The organism is Agathobaculum hominis, from assembly GCF_014288055.1.
Taxonomy (GTDB): Bacteria; Bacillota; Clostridia; order Oscillospirales; family Butyricicoccaceae; genus Agathobaculum; species Agathobaculum hominis.
On sequence record NZ_JACOPK010000005.1, the window covers coordinates 70,105 to 84,294 of the forward strand.

The following is a 14,190-nucleotide window of genomic DNA, read 5'->3' on the forward strand; positions in this document are numbered from 1 at the left end:
TTCGGATATAGCACAAGGAGACAGGTGAAAAACTTCGGTCTCAAGATTATCGGTCTGCCGATAAAGCGCCTTTTTACGCAAAGGCAGCAGCCGCGCGGCAGCGCGCATTTAACAAGCTTTGCGAAGTAAAGCCATAAAAACCGGGGGCGTGTACCTCGGTTTTTATACTTCTGGAGGGAGAAAGTTTCCGCATGGGAACTTTCGGACGACCCGTGTTCTGCGAAGTCAGAACACAGATTGTCGGAAAAACGATAGTTTTTCGACAGTCTTATATCGGGTACTTCCGGAACAGGCCGGGGGCGATGCCGACGTTGCTGCGGAAGCTGTGGATGAAGTTTTCCTCGCTGTTGTAGCCGGTGGCGTAGGCGATCTCCTTGACCGAGAGCGGGGTCGAGGTGAGCAGATACTTCGCCTTGTCGATGCGGCGGAGGATGATGTATTCATAGGGAGAATAGCCGGTTTTGGCCTTGAACTGGCGCGAAAAGTGCGAAGAGCTCAGAGAGACCGAGGCGGCGACCTCCTGCACGCTCAGCTCCTCGAACAGGTGACGGTTCATGTAGCGGATGGCCTCTGCGATGCGGTCGCTGCCGGCGTGAGCCGGGGAGGTGTCGTCGAGCAGCAGCAGGCCGAGCATGCGGTGGAGCATCTGCGAGAGCTGTGCCTCGCCGGGGCGCTCGTCGGCGGCGCAGCCGGTGAAGATGCTGTCGAGCAGCTGCGCGATCTCGCTGACGCCCGAGGGCATAAAGACCTGTCGGCCGCCGTGCGCCTGAAGGATGCGGCGGTAAAACGCGCGCGTGTTCAGTCCGTTGAACAGCAGCCACGAGAATTCGAGGCCGTCCGAGGCGGCGTAGCGGTAGGGCTCGCGGCAGTCGAACAGCACGACCTGTCCGGCGGCGGCGAGCATTTCCTCTCCGCCGAGCGTCAGCTCCATCGCCCCGTCATGGACGTAGAACAGCATGATATTCTGGTTGTGGTCGCCCTGCATGGCGATTTCCGAGCGGTGGTCGAAGGAATACAGGCTGCTGCAAAAGTAATGACCGCCGCGCGTGGGGTAATAAAAAAGCTCGCGTGCAAGCGAGGACGGGGTGAAGAAATACCGTTCCGAGGTTTGATGCACGCCTTTCTCCGGGATCAGCATAAAACGTCACGCTCCTTTCCTGCATCATAGCAGAATTTACCCTTCCGCGCAAGAGTTAAAGCGCGTCCAGAAAAGAAAAAGCAGGAATTTATACGGAATAACGGATAAAATACGCAGACGTCCAGCATTTGTGCAAAATATAATCAGAAGTGCACAACCGAGAGAAAACAGCAGGATTTCGCAGTCATACGGCGAGATGTATCATTGGCAGAGCGGACAAATCGCCGTATAATAGAGCCATCGAAAGGGAAGCCGCCCTGGAAACGGCACAAAGAGACAAGGAGGAAAACATTCATGAAAATCGCATTTGACGTTGACGTTCTGGCTAAGCAGATGTCCATCAATGATTACGTACACAAGGTCGCAGACTGGGGCTACAAGTACATCGAGCAGTCCCCGCATCCGCGCATCAACCCGTTCTATAAGCATCCGCTGTTCTCCAAGGAGTGCCAGCAGGAGTATAAGCAGGCTCTCAAGGAGACCGGCGTAGAGATCTCGTCCTTCATCGTTGTTTACCGCTGGTCCGGCCCGACCGAGGAGCAGCGCCAGCACGCAGTTGCCAACTGGAAGCGCATGATCGAGATCGCGGTTGACATGGGCGTACCGGTCATCAACACCGAGTTCTCCGGCGACCCGAATCAGCAGGAGATCTGCAACGGCATGTTCTTCAAGTCCATGGAGGAGCTGCTCCCGATCATCGAGCGCGAGGGCATCCGTGTAGAGTGCCAGTCCCATCCGTATGACTTCGTTGAGCTGAACGACGAGGCGTGCGACATCGTAAAGTCCTTCCGTTCCAAGAACCTCGGCTACGTTTACTCGGCGTCCCACGGCTTCTTCTACGACCAGGGCAAGGGCGACGTCCGCCATATGCTCAAGTACGCCGGCGATGAGCTGACCCACGTACTTCTGGCCGACACCTGGAACCAGACCAAGGACTGCCGCTACATCGTCAATCCGCCCTGGCTCAACCAGCGCGGCCGCGCAGACTACACCATCCATCAGCACACCGCCATGGGCGAGGGCGAGGTCGATTTCGACGGCATCTTCGAGACCCTGCGCGACATGGACTTCGCAAACAAGCAGCTGAAAGCCGACGCTCCCAAGGTCGGCGGCGACAACATCATCTGCGTATCCTACTTCGGTTTCCCGGAGAAGATGGAGCAGCAGGCTCCCGAGGCGCTCGAGCGCATCAAGCGCGAGCTGCTGTAAGAGCGCCCCTTGCCGTAAGCGCATATCTTGCAGAAATCTCTCTCTTTTCAATTTCAAATATCTCAAAACGCAAAGGCGCTCCCGTCTACTCAGATGGGAGCGCCTTTGTCTGTAAAAAAGAAACGCAGACAAAAGTCTGCGTTTCGGTTTATCCTTCATTTTCTCCACAGCCTGTGGAGAACTTTTTATTCGGCGCTGTTCTGAGGGGCAGGCGCATTTTCGCCGTTCTGCGGACGGCGGTGTCTGCGGCCGCCGCGCGAGCGGCGGCGAGGTGCACCCTCGCGCGGTTCTGCTGCGGCATTTTCGCCGGTTTCAGCAGGATTTGCATTCTTTTCGATGCGCTCCGGCTTCTCAGGACGGGGCTGGCGTTCGCCCCTTGCCGGACGCTCCGGCTTTTCGGGGCGCGGCGGCCGCTCGCCCTTCGGCTGACGCTCGGGACGCTCGCTCCTCGGGGCACGCTCGCTCCGGGCCGGACGCTCCGCTCTCTGCGGCTTTACAGGGCGCTCGGGCGGCAGGGTCTCGCCGTTTTCCTCGCGCTGACGGCGCTCCTCGGCCATCGCGGCGGCGTTCTGGCGGTTGCGGCACGCGCCCTTGACCACCGTGCAGTCCTCACAGCGGAACTCGGTCAGCGAATGCTCGGGGCTGTCATCGAGCTGCACCTTGCAGATGCCGCGCAGCATCTGGGTCGTGATGACCTTGCCGCGGCCCTCGGGGGTATCGACAACGCTGCCCTGACGCGGCGTGATCTTCTGGAGCTCGGCGTAGGCCTCGTGCTCATATTTCAGGCAGCACATCAGACGGCCGCATACACCGGAGATCTTCGCCGGATTGAGCGAAAGGTTCTGGTCCTTGGCCATGTTGATGGAGACCGGATGAAAGTCGTCGAGGTAGGTCGAGCAGCACAGCTCACGGCCGCAGCAGCCGAGGCCGCCGATCATCTTCGCCTCGTCGCGCACGCCGATCTGGCGCAGCTCGATACGGGTGCGGAACACGCCGGCGAGATCCTTGACCAGCTCGCGGAAGTCTACGCGGCCGTCCGCAGTGAAGTAGAACAGCAGCTTGTTCATGTCGAACGTGCATTCCGCGGTCACGAGGTTCATTTCCAGGCCGCGGTCCTCGATCTTTCGCTTGCAGACGAGAAACGCCTCGTCCGCGCGCTTGCGGTTGCGCTCGAGCGTTTTCATATCCGCCTCGGTCGCAATGCGGATCATGCGCTTGAGCGGCTGCACGACCGACTGCTCGTTCACCTCGGTGTTGCCCTGCACGCACTCGCCGTATTCCAGACCGCGCGCGGTCTCGACGATTACGCCGGTACCGGCGGTGACTTCGGTATCCTGCGGGTCAAAATAATACATTTTTCCGTTTGATTTGAAACGGACTCCGATTATGGTCGTCAAAGGTTTGTCCTCCTGTATCTGTAAAGCAGGGCAGGCGCCCTGCGGGGAAGTGCTACTGGTAGCAGATGCGGTAAACGTCGCTCGTCAGCGCGCAGGTGACAGCGGCAGAGGCCGCGTTGCGCGAGATGCGGTGGACGAGCTCGTCCGTAAAGTCGTAAAAGGCAAGCAGACGCTCGGGCGTGAGCGCAGAGGCAAGCGCCTCAGACTGCTTTGTGAGCGCGGGCTGGAGCAGCGGCTCGTGCAGACCCTCCGCGCGGAAGATCGCGTCGCGCAGCGCAGCCTGCATGACGCCCATCACGCCGATGAGCGCGCGCCGGGGCGTTTTTTCCATGCCGAGCGCCGCGAGCATCATGCTGCCCTCGCGCTTTCCGGCGACGGCGGTCAGATAGGGTGCAAGCAGCCGGGTCGCCTCGTCGTCGGAGACGGCCTGCTCCTCCCCGGACGGCTCGAGCGCGAAGCGCGTGCAGCGGCTGCGCACGGTCTGCAAAAGCGCGTCCGGCTTTTCTGAGGTCAGGATGAAGAACGCGAAGTGCGGCGGCTCCTCAAGCTCCTTGAGCAGCGCGTTCTGCGCGTAGGCGTTCATATTGTGCGCATGGCGGATGACGGTCACGCGGCGCGCGCCGTCGTTCGGGATGATGGCGTTTTCCGCCTTGATGCGCCGCGCAAGATCGACCTTGAGCTCTTCTTCGCCCTCGTCGATGAGGGTAAGGTCGGGATGCACGCCGTCCTGCACCTTGCGGCAGGAAAGGCAGGCGCCGCAAGGGCGCGGCCCGTCCGCCTCGCACAGGATACCGGCGGCGAGTGCGGTCGAGAGCGTTTCCAGACTGCGGCTGTCGTCCCCCGAGAGCAGGATGGTCTGCGGCACGCGGCCGGCGAGCGCGCGCCGCAGGCTCGCCTTCAAGCTGCGGTTGCCGGGGAGCGCGTCAAAGGAGATCACAGCTTTTCAAAGCGCTCGACGCCGAGCACGAATACCGTTGCGCCGCCGACATCGACCTGTACCGGCGCGGACGGGAAAAAGCCCATGCCGAGCTCTGCGGTGGTCGGGATGATCTGCTTGCGCGTGGAGGAATGCTCGCGGATGATGTCGAAGCACTCGTCCAGACGGCTCTCGTCCAGACCGACCAGAATGGTCACGTTGCCGGCCTTGAGGAAGCCGCCGGTGGTCGCGAGCTTGGTGATGGAGAAGCCGGCCTTCATCAGGCTGCTGATTACGTCCTGTGCATCATCGTAATTGATGATCGCGAGTACCATTTTCATAGAAAAATCCCCTTTCGTTCCTGCGTCCGGAGACGATGATTTCCGAAACGTGCGGAAGCACCGCGGCCGTCACTTTTCCGGCATGACAACGGTGATCCTGTCTATATCATTGTACCATCTTTCGCGGATAAGTTCAACGTGCGCCTTTGTAATTTTCTCGCCGGGCCAGAGCAGCGGCACGCCGGGCGGATAGGGCGTCACGGGACGGGCGCAGACGCGGCCCTCGGCGTCCGAGAGCGACACCTCGGCGGAGGGTGCGAACCGGGCGTCGCGCACGCTCATGACGCGCTCGGCAGGGGGGAACGGCCGCGTTTCGGTCGGCAGAGCGGTCTCCCTGCGGCGGCGCGACAGCACGCGCAGGCCGCGTCTCAGACGGTGGATCGCGCCTGCGGTGTCGCTTTCGGTGAGGATGAACACGACGTTTCGCTCGTCCGCCATCTCGCAGGCGACGCCGTGCTCGCTCCACAGCGCATCGGCAAGCGCGTGGCCGGTGATGTCGGTGCCTGCGGTGCAGACGGTCAGACGGCAGGGGTCGAGCGAGGGGAAATCCCGTTCGGTGAGCGCGGTGAAAACCGTGTGTGCACAGATGTATTCGCGCATTTCACGGCAGACGGCGGCGGCCTTCTGGTATTTTTCGCGGCCGGGGCCTTCATTATATGCGCGTGCGAGGTCGATCGATGCCATGATGGGGTAGGAGGGGCTGGAGGTGCCGAACAGGGCGGTGTTCTCGCGCAGGGACGCGCGGTCTGTGCCCAGTCCGGAGAGCAGCACAGCCGCCTGCCCGAGACAGGGCATGGTCTTGTGCATGGAGAGCACGGCCATATCCGCGCCCTCCTCGACCGGCGAAGGCAGGCCGACCGCCGGGAAGTGCGCGCCGTGAGCTGCGTCGACGAGCAGCAGCTTTCCGTGTGCGCGGCACAGGTCGGCGAAGGCCGGAAGGTCGCGGCGCAGGCCGTAGTAGGTGGGCGAGGTGAGCAGGACGGCGCGGATGTCGGGATGGGCGAGCAGCTGACGCTCGGCGTCCTCGACGCGCAGCGCGCCCGTAATGCCGAACGGCTCGAGCAGGGGCGCGGAGAAGAAATACGGCGTGATGTCGAGCAGGGCGCAGCCGTGGCAGACCGAACGGTGCACCTCGCGGTCGATGAGCACGCTGCCGCCGCGGCCGACCGCCGCGCCGAGCATGGCGAGGATGCCCTGCGTCGAGCCGCCGGTGAGGAAAAAGCAGTCGTTCGCGCTGAAATAACGCGCCGCCGCGACCTCTGCGTCGCGGATCGGACCGTCGCCGAGGTAGAGGTTGCCCGTGCCGTAGGTCTCGGTGTAGTCGATGGCGAAAACATCGCGGAACGAGTTGAAAACCGGCTGTCCCTTGTGGCCGGGCATATGAAAGCGCGCCGAATCCGAGGTGGCGAGCAGCTGAAGTGCGTGGAAAAGCGGCGCGCCGGTAAACGGCATCAGCCGGTCGATGGCGTGGCGCTGGCGGCGGTGCAGGGATGCACGGCCGGCCGGCATTTTTCGATGGTGCATGAAGGGTGGCTCCTTACTATAATATATAAGTATTGTTTGTCAGATAAGCTAAGCTTGCGAAATGAAGCAGCCGCGCGGCAGCGCGCATAGCCCGTAGGCCTCTAACCTTGAAAAAATTCAATGAGAGCAAATCCGGGGGCGTGTACCTCGGTTTTTATACTTCTGGAGGGAGAAAGTTTCTGAACAGGAACTTTCGGACGACTCGTGTTCTGCGCGAGCAGAACACAGCTTGTCGGCGAAACTGTAGTTTCGCGACAGCTTTTTAAGTATAGCACGGCAGACCGGAAAATGGCAAATGAAACAGCCGGTATTACAGGCAGAGCTGAATTTTCAGCGTACTATTAAAAATTTTCATAACACCGATTAAAATGTATAATAGCAGGTGCATTTGACCGCGGATTTTTGGGAGATTTTTCGGTAGTCAATCGAAGTATTTTATATTATAATGGATATCACATTCCACAAATAAAACGGAATGTTTATTTTTGAAAGGCAGGCTATCAACTATGGCAGACAATCGTATCTACAATTTCTCCGCAGGCCCCTCCATGCTTCCGGTTCCGGTGCTCGAGCGCTGTGCATCCGAAATGCTGAACTACAAGGGCTCCGGCATGTCAGTCATGGAGATGAGTCACCGATCCAAGGTATATGACGGCATCATCACCGAGACTGAAGCGGCTCTGCGCCGTGTTCTCTCCATCCCGGACAACTACAAGGTGCTGTTCCTGCAGGGCGGCGCTTCGACCCAGTTCGCAGCGATCCCGATGAACCTGCTCAAGACCGGCAAGGCAGATTATGCCCTCACCGGCAACTTCGCAAACAACGCTTACAAGGAAGCGGTCAAGTTCGGCGACATCCATGTTGCCTTCTCCTCCAAGGACCGCAACTTCGACCGCGTTCCGACGCAGGCCGAGCTGGACATCCGTCCGGATGCGGATTACTTCTACATCTGCGCCAACAACACCATCTACGGCACCGAGTACCAGTACGACCCCGAGACCCCGGCAGGCGTACCGCTCGTTGCGGATATGTCCTCCAACATCCTCTCCAAGCCGGTAGACGTTTCCAAGTACGGCGTCATCTACGCAGGCGCGCAGAAGAACATGGGCCCGGCGGGCGTTACCGTCGTCATCGTCCGTGAGGATCTGCTCGGCAGCTACCCGCTGGAGAAGTATCCGGTCATGCTCGACTGGCAGACCATGGCGAACAAGGGCTCCATGTACAACACGCCCCCCACGTACGGCATCTACGTTCTCGGCCTCGTTCTCGAGTGGGTCGAGCAGATGGGCGGCGTCAAGGTCATGCAGGAGCGCGCTGAGAAGCGTTCCTCCATGCTGTATGACTACCTCGACTCGCAGGACTTCTACAAGGCTGTCGCAGAGAAGGCTTCGCGCAGCCACATGAACGTTACCTTCCGCACCGGCGACGACGAGCTCGACGCAAAGTTCGCCAAGGAGTCCATGGCGGCCGGCATGTCCAACCTCAAGGGCCACCGTTCGGTCGGCGGCATGCGCGCTTCCATCTACAACGCAATGCCGATCGAGGGCGTTGAGTATCTGATCGACTTCATGAAGAAGTTCGCCGCAGAAAACAAGTAAGAGATCGTTCGGCAAAGGAGAACAAAATGTATAACGTAAAGCTCTACAACAAGATTTCCAAGGTCGGTCTGGACGATCTGGATGCTGCGAAATATACCTGCTCGGAGGACTTCACCGACTATGACGCGGTTCTGGTCCGCTCCGCAAAGCTGCACGAGGTCGAGTTCCCGAAGGACCTCAAGTGCATCGCACGCGCCGGCGCCGGCGTCAACAACATTCCGATCGACCGCTGCTCGCAGGAGGGCATCGTCGTATTCAACACCCCGGGTGCGAACGCAAATGCGGTCAAGGAGCTGGTCATCTGCGCGCTGCTGCTCGCGTCGCGCAAGGTCGTACAGGGCGCAAACTGGGTAAAGGGCCTCAAGGGCACGCCGGACATCGGCCCGGCGGCTGAGAAGGGCAAGGCGACCTACGCAGGCCCGGAGATCGCGGGCAAGAAGCTCGGCATCATCGGTCTGGGCGCGATCGGCGTCAAGGTCGCAAACGCGGCTGTCGGTCTGGACATGGAGGTCTGGGGCTACGACCCGTTCCTGTCTGTCGACGGCGCACTCAAGCTCGACCGCTCGGTCAAGCACGTTACCGATCTGAACGAGATCTTCGCGAACTGCGACTACATCACCATTCACGTTCCGCTGAACGCTGACACGAAGAACACCATCAGCGCAGAGGCGATCGAGAAGATGAAGGACGGCGTGCGCGTCATCAACCTCGCGCGCGGCGAGCTGGTTGACACCAAGGCAATGGCGAAGGCACTCGAGAGCGGCAAGGTCGCGGCATACGTTTCCGACTTTGCTTCCGACGAGATCCTCGAGCAGGAGAATGCCATCACGCTGCCGCACCTCGGCGCTTCCACCCCGGAGAGCGAGGACAACTGCGCGAAGATGGCCGTTTACGAGATCACCGAGTACCTCGAGAAGGGTACCATCCGCAATTCGGTCAACTTCCCGAACCTCAAGGTTCCGTATGAGGGCGGCTACCGCGTCTGCCTCATCCACAAGAACATTCCGAACATGATCGCGTCCATCACCTCGGCGGTCCACACCAACATCGAGAACATGGGCAACCGTTCGCGCGGCGATTATGCCTACACCATCATCGACCTGGCAGACCAGCCGACCGAGGAGAACCTCGCAGCGCTGCGCGCCATCGAGGGCATGATCTCTGTCCGCGCAATCTAAAAGACTGCATATTCCACAGATTTCAGGAGAGCACAGCATACCGCTGTGCTCTCTTTTAGACTGTCGAAAAACTTCGTTTTTCCGACAATCTGCGTTTTGACTTCGCAAAACACGGACGTCCGAAAGTTCCCATGCGGAAACTTTCTCCCTCTCAAGGTATCCAAGCCGAGGTACACGCCCCCGGCTCGGAAGCGTTTGCGCAGCAAACGCTTTTGAATGCGCGCTGCCGCGCGGATGAAAATAGACTTTATCGACAGGCCGAGGAGAGCACAGCATACCGCTGTACTCTCTTTTGTGTCATGAAGTTGCTTTTCGCTAACCGACGGTCTGTCCGTTTCCGATGATGGAATATGGCTGAACTCATGCGTAATAAACAAAGGAAACTGAGGGAAAACAGACTCGGTTTGGCAAGATGAACAAAGAAAATATGTAATTTGGTTGATTTTTTTTGTAATTAGGACTTGCGCACAAGGTGCATAAAACAGTATAATCTATGTTGTATGGTTGCGCAGTTTGTGCAGCCTGCTCAATTCTGAAGAAGAGGAAGCCGGTCATGCCGGTTCTTCTTGCGCAAAATAACAGAGAGGTGAAAAAAATGGTGTATTCGTTCCGTGGCGGCATACATCCCGGCACTCATGCAGATCCGGGATATAAATCCGCGACAAACACCAAGCCGATCGAGAAGCTGGCTCTGCCCGACGAGGTAATCCTGCCGGTTTCCATGCACATCGGCGCCCCGGCGAAGCCGATCGTATCGGTCGGTGACACTGTGGATCTCGGACAGCCCATCGCAGAGGCCGGCGGCTTCGTCAGCGCTCCGGTCCACGCAACCGTTTCCGGCAAGGTAAAGGCAATCGAGCCGCGCCTGCATCCGAACGGCAGCAAGGTCCTGTCCATCGTTATCACGAATGACGGCGAGGACCGTCCGCACGAGTCCGTACATCCCTACGACTTCGCATCCATGTCCAACGAGGAGCGCATCGAGTGCATCCGTTCGGCAGGCATCGTAGGTCACGGCGGCGCGACCTTCCCGACCCACGTCAAGATCCAGTCCGGTATCGGCAAGTGCGACACGGTCATCATCAACGCCGCAGAGTGCGAGCCGTACATCACGTCCGACCATCGTCTGCTGCTCGAGCGCCCCGAGGAGACCATCGGCGGCCTCAAGATGCTCGCAGACCTGATGGGCGTACAGAACGCGATCATCGCAATCGAGGAGAACAAGGCTGACACCTTCCCGAAGATCGAGCAGCTGATCGCAGATGATCCGCGTCTGCATCTGTATCCCCTCAAGTGCAAGTACCCGCAGGGCGCTGAGAAGCAGCTCATCAATGCCTGCACGGGCCGCGAGGTTCCGTCCGGCAAGCTGCCGGCAGACGCAGGCTGCGCGGTATTCAACGTAGACACCGCGGGCGCGATCTACCGCCGCTTTACCACCGGCATGCCGGTCATCCGCCGCGTCGTCACCATCTCCGGCTCCGCTGTCGCTGAACCGAAGAACCTCGAAGCACGCATCGGCACCCCGATCGAAAAGCTGATCGACGCCTGCGGCGGCTTCAAGGAAGCGCCGAACAAGCTCCTGGCCGGCGGCCCGATGATGGGCAACGCCCAGTTCTCCCTCGACGCTCCGGTCGTCAAGGGCACCAACGCTTTCCTCGCCTTCGCAGGCGATGAGGACAAGCGCGTCAAGGACCCCCAGTGCATCCGCTGCGGCAAGTGCATCAACGCCTGCCCGATGCACCTCCTGCCGATCTACATGAACGTATACGGCAAGCAGGAGGACCTCGACAATGCTGTTGACTGCGGCATGATGGACTGTATCGAGTGCGGTTCCTGTGCTTATGTCTGCCCGGCTCGCATTCCGCTGGTCGCACAGTTCCGTCTGACCAAGGGCAAGATCCAGGCAAAGCGCATGGCAGAGCGCGCAAAGGCTGAGGCTGAAAAGAAGAAGGCCGAGGCTGAGGCGGCTGCCAAGGCAGAGAACAAGTAAGGAGGAAAAACGAAAATGGCTTATGATCTTAGCAAAGTAGTCGTAACCTCCTCGCCGCATATCAAGGCGGACGATGACACCCGGAGCCTGATGCTCGACGTGCTCATCGCGCTCGTTCCGGCACTGGCTGTTGCGATCTACACCTTCGGCGTCCGCGCACTCATCCATGTCATCATTGCGATGGTGTCCTGCGCCGTATTTGAAACCATTTACAACAAAATCGTAAAGCACGAGAACACGGTAGGCGATCTTTCCTGCTTCGTCACCGGCGTTCTGATCGCTTTCAACATCCCGGTCGCAGCTCCGCTGTGGCTGACCGTATTCGGCGGTCTGTTCGGCATCGTTATTGTCAAGATGCTGTTCGGCGGCATCGGCAAGAACTTCATGAACCCGGCGCTCGGCGCACGTGCGTTCATGATGGCTTCCTGGGCCGGCTTCATGACCACCTGGACCGCGCCGCACGCAAAGCTGCCGTTCTTCGGCAACGTTACCGTTACCGACGCGATCTCCACCGCGACTCCGCTCGCAAGCCTCAAGACCGGCACTCTGCCGGACGTTTCGATCGTTGAATCCCTGCTCGGCCAGACCGGCGGCGTCATCGGCGAGACCTCCGCGCTGGCGCTGATCGTCGGCGGCCTGTACCTGCTCTGGCGCAAGGTCATCACCATCAACATCCCGGCGGCGTACATCCTCACCGTTGCAGTCATCACCTTCCTCTTCCCGATGGGCGGCCAGAGCCACCTGCAGTGGATGCTGTATCAGGTGCTTGACGGCGGTCTGATGCTCGGCGCGATCTTCATGGCTACCGACTACGTTACCAGCCCGGTAACCCCGAAGGGCCAGATCGTATTCGGCGTAGGCTGCGGTCTGCTGACCGTATTCATCCGTTACTTCGGCGGTCTGCCGGAGGGCGTATCCTACTCCATCCTGATCATGAACACGCTGGTTTGGGCGATCGACAAGAAGACCCATCCGCGCAAGTTCGGTTATCAGCTCGACAAGGTTAAGAAGGAGGCGCAGTAAATCATGGAAAGCAACAAAAAGGAAGGCGGCATCGTACAGCTTGTCGTCGTACTGGGCCTCATTACGTTCATCTGCGCACTGCTGCTCGGCGTGATCAACGGCGTAACCGCGGACAAGATCGCGCAGAACGCAGTTGAAACCCGCGACGCTGCCATGGCAGAGATCATCCCGGACGCAGAGTTCGAGGACATGAACACCGCTATGAGCGCGGACGACGTTGCAGCAGCTGGCATCTCCCTGCCGGCAGGCCGCACCCCGGCGCAGATCGACGGCGTTTACAAGGCTACCAAGGACGGCGAAGAAGTCGGCTACTGCGTACAGGTAGAGCCGAAGGGCTTCGGCGGCAACGTTACCATGATCGTCGGCATCAACGCTGACGGCACGGTCGCAGGCGCAAAGGTTACTTCTCACTCCGAGACCCCGGGCCTCGGTGCGAAGAGCCAGGCAGACCCGAACTGGATCACCCAGTACGCAGGTCAGGCGGCTGACGGTCAGCTCCAGGTTACCAAGGACGGCGGTACGATCAACGCCATCACCGGCGCGACCATCACCTCCCGTGCAGTAACCGACGGCGTTAATACGGCGGCAGCATATGTCGCTACTCTGGGTTAAGGAGGAAAAGCCACAATGAAATTTTCTGAACAGCTGAAATCGGGCGTTATCCTCGATAACCCGGTTTTCATGCAGACGATCGGTCTTTGCCCGACGCTGGCAACCACCACTTCTCTGCAGAATGCGATCGGCATGGGCGCGGCGGCTACCGTCGTTCTCATCTGCTCGAACGTAGTTATCTCCGCGCTGCGCAAGATCATTCCGGACAAGATCCGTATCGCAGCCTTCATCACGGTCATCGCGACCTTCGTAACCATGATCGACCTGTCCATGCAGGCATTCCTGCCGTCGCTGGCTTCGTCGCTCGGTCTGTTCCTGCCGCTGATCGTAGTTAACTGCATCATCCTCGGCCGTGCCGAGGCGTATGCTTCCAAGAACAAGGTTCTGCCCTCCGCGATCGACGGCGTTGTCATGGGTCTGGGCTTCACCTTCGCTCTGGTTCTCATGGGCTTCTTCCGTGAGCTGCTGGGCGCAGGCACCATCCTGTCCGGCTACGTCAACGGCGTAAACGGCATCGCAGTTCCGTTCTTCAACTCCAACCCGATGGTCATGATGATCCTGCCGGCCGGCGGCTTCCTCATGATGGGCTTCATCCTCGCTGCGATCCAGAAGATCATGGCTGGAAAGGAGGACAAGTAAATGTCTTTTGCATTACCTGCCTCTATGGGCTTGACTGACATTCTGTCGCTCGCTATTGCGGCAATCCTGGTCAACAACTACATCCTCGTTCAGTTCCTCGGCTGCTGCTCGTTCTTCGGCGTTTCCAAGAAGACCGACACCGCGCTCGGCATGGGCATGGCGGTTATCTTCGTTATGGCGATCGCTTCCGCAGCATCCTGGGCTGTACAGTACTTCATTCTCGAGCCCCTCGGTCTGGGCTATATGCAGACCATCGCGTTCATTCTCGTAATCGCAACGCTGGTTCAGTTCGTCGAGATGTTCATGAAGAAGGCTATGCCGTCGCTGTACTCTGCGCTCGGCATCTTCCTGCCGCTGATCACCACCAACTGCGCGGTGCTCGGCGCGGCTAAGACCAACATCTCCAACGGCTATTCGTTCATCGGCTCTCTGGTATACGGTGTTGCAGCCGGTGTCGGCTACACGCTGGCTATCGTACTGTTCGCTTCCATCCGCGAGCGTCTGGACGCAACTTCCAAGTGCCCGAAGTGCTTTGAAGGCTTCCCGATCTCTCTGGTTGCAGCAGCTCTGCTGGCTATGTCCTTCATGGGCTTCTCCGGCCTGTCGATTTGGTAAGGGAGGACAC

At 59.4% G+C, this 14,190-nt stretch carries 12 protein-coding genes and 1 pseudogene; 8 read left to right on the forward strand and 5 right to left on the reverse strand.

Going from position 1 to position 14,190, the window contains the following annotated elements; genetic code table 11:
* Nucleotides 1–268: 268 nt before the first annotated feature.
* Nucleotides 269–1,138 carry an AraC family transcriptional regulator gene (locus tag H8S02_RS06565; RefSeq protein ID WP_186969841.1) on the reverse strand — a complete coding sequence of 290 codons (870 nt, stop codon included), beginning with the start codon at nt 1,136–1,138 and terminating at the stop codon, nt 269–271.
* A 294-nt stretch (nt 1,139–1,432) separates the two neighbouring features.
* On the opposite strand from H8S02_RS06565, the gene H8S02_RS06570 reads away from it, so the two are divergent.
* Nucleotides 1,433–2,347: a sugar phosphate isomerase/epimerase family protein gene (locus tag H8S02_RS06570; protein ID WP_186969842.1), complete on the forward strand. Its 915-nt coding sequence runs from the start codon at nt 1,433–1,435 to the stop codon at nt 2,345–2,347.
* Nucleotides 2,348–2,937: 590 nt separating this feature from the next.
* On the opposite strand, the pseudogene H8S02_RS12705 reads toward H8S02_RS06570, so the two are convergent.
* From H8S02_RS12705 to H8S02_RS06590, 4 genes and pseudogenes are all read right to left on the reverse strand, one after another.
* A pseudogene (locus H8S02_RS12705) lies at nt 2,938–3,744 on the reverse strand (PSP1 domain-containing protein); the annotation flags it as partial.
* A gap of 52 nt (nt 3,745–3,796) precedes the next feature.
* Entirely contained in the window at nt 3,797–4,681 is an 885-nt protein-coding gene (locus H8S02_RS06580; RefSeq protein ID WP_186969844.1) for a hypothetical protein, read from the reverse strand.
* The gene (locus H8S02_RS06585) at nt 4,678–5,001 is read right to left on the reverse strand and encodes a cyclic-di-AMP receptor (RefSeq protein ID WP_118685750.1); all 324 of its coding nucleotides are present in this window, start codon (nt 4,999–5,001) and stop codon (nt 4,678–4,680) included. The genes H8S02_RS06580 and H8S02_RS06585 overlap by 4 nt, the downstream gene beginning before the upstream one ends.
* A 69-nt stretch (nt 5,002–5,070) precedes the next feature.
* The gene (locus H8S02_RS06590; RefSeq protein ID WP_186969845.1) at nt 5,071–6,525 is read right to left on the reverse strand and encodes an aminotransferase class I/II-fold pyridoxal phosphate-dependent enzyme; all 1,455 of its coding nucleotides are present in this window, start codon (nt 6,523–6,525) and stop codon (nt 5,071–5,073) included.
* 506 nt (nt 6,526–7,031) lie between these two features.
* Between H8S02_RS06590 and serC the strand changes: the two genes are divergently transcribed.
* The 7 genes from serC to H8S02_RS06625 all read left to right on the forward strand — a co-directional run bounded on the left by serC (nt 7,032) and on the right by H8S02_RS06625 (nt 14,180).
* Nucleotides 7,032–8,123: a 3-phosphoserine/phosphohydroxythreonine transaminase gene (serC, locus tag H8S02_RS06595; protein ID WP_186969846.1), complete on the forward strand. Its 1,092-nt coding sequence runs from the start codon at nt 7,032–7,034 to the stop codon at nt 8,121–8,123.
* Between the two features lie 26 nt (nt 8,124–8,149).
* Entirely contained in the window at nt 8,150–9,301 is a 1,152-nt protein-coding gene (locus H8S02_RS06600; protein WP_186969847.1) for a phosphoglycerate dehydrogenase, read from the forward strand.
* Between the two features lie 595 nt (nt 9,302–9,896).
* Nucleotides 9,897–11,291: an electron transport complex subunit RsxC gene (gene rsxC / locus H8S02_RS06605; RefSeq protein WP_118685848.1), complete on the forward strand. Its 1,395-nt coding sequence runs from the start codon at nt 9,897–9,899 to the stop codon at nt 11,289–11,291.
* A gap of 15 nt (nt 11,292–11,306) precedes the next feature.
* Complete coding sequence (locus H8S02_RS06610; RefSeq protein ID WP_186969848.1) at nt 11,307–12,314, forward strand: RnfABCDGE type electron transport complex subunit D; 1,008 nt, start codon at nt 11,307–11,309, stop codon at nt 12,312–12,314.
* A gap of 3 nt (nt 12,315–12,317) precedes the next feature.
* Nucleotides 12,318–12,926, forward strand: a complete 609-nt coding sequence (locus H8S02_RS06615; RefSeq protein WP_118722627.1) for an RnfABCDGE type electron transport complex subunit G — start codon at nt 12,318–12,320, stop codon at nt 12,924–12,926.
* Between the two features lie 15 nt (nt 12,927–12,941).
* Nucleotides 12,942–13,565, forward strand: a complete 624-nt coding sequence (gene rsxE / locus H8S02_RS06620; RefSeq protein WP_118722626.1) for an electron transport complex subunit RsxE — start codon at nt 12,942–12,944, stop codon at nt 13,563–13,565.
* Nucleotides 13,566–14,180, forward strand: coding sequence for an electron transport complex protein RnfA (locus tag H8S02_RS06625; protein WP_118685757.1), 615 nt, complete (start codon nt 13,566–13,568; stop codon nt 14,178–14,180).
* The last annotated feature ends 10 nt before the right edge of the window (nt 14,181–14,190 follow it).

What these genes read in the sequence shown, in the direction of transcription:
- H8S02_RS06565 (WP_186969841.1), bottom strand. Translation starts at nt 1,138, where the DNA reads ATGCTGATCCCGGAGAAAGGCGTGCATCAAACCTCGGAACGGTATTTC.
- H8S02_RS06570 (WP_186969842.1), top strand. Translation starts at nt 1,433, where the DNA reads ATGAAAATCGCATTTGACGTTGACGTTCTGGCTAAGCAGATGTCCATC.
- H8S02_RS06585 (WP_118685750.1), bottom strand. Translation starts at nt 5,001, where the DNA reads ATGAAAATGGTACTCGCGATCATCAATTACGATGATGCACAGGACGTA.
- H8S02_RS06590 (WP_186969845.1), bottom strand. Translation starts at nt 6,525, where the DNA reads ATGCACCATCGAAAAATGCCGGCCGGCCGTGCATCCCTGCACCGCCGC.
- serC (WP_186969846.1), top strand. Translation starts at nt 7,032, where the DNA reads ATGGCAGACAATCGTATCTACAATTTCTCCGCAGGCCCCTCCATGCTT.
- H8S02_RS06600 (WP_186969847.1), top strand. Translation starts at nt 8,150, where the DNA reads ATGTATAACGTAAAGCTCTACAACAAGATTTCCAAGGTCGGTCTGGAC.
- rsxC (WP_118685848.1), top strand. Translation starts at nt 9,897, where the DNA reads ATGGTGTATTCGTTCCGTGGCGGCATACATCCCGGCACTCATGCAGAT.
- H8S02_RS06610 (WP_186969848.1), top strand. Translation starts at nt 11,307, where the DNA reads ATGGCTTATGATCTTAGCAAAGTAGTCGTAACCTCCTCGCCGCATATC.
- H8S02_RS06615 (WP_118722627.1), top strand. Translation starts at nt 12,318, where the DNA reads ATGGAAAGCAACAAAAAGGAAGGCGGCATCGTACAGCTTGTCGTCGTA.
- rsxE (WP_118722626.1), top strand. Translation starts at nt 12,942, where the DNA reads ATGAAATTTTCTGAACAGCTGAAATCGGGCGTTATCCTCGATAACCCG.
- H8S02_RS06625 (WP_118685757.1), top strand. Translation starts at nt 13,566, where the DNA reads ATGTCTTTTGCATTACCTGCCTCTATGGGCTTGACTGACATTCTGTCG.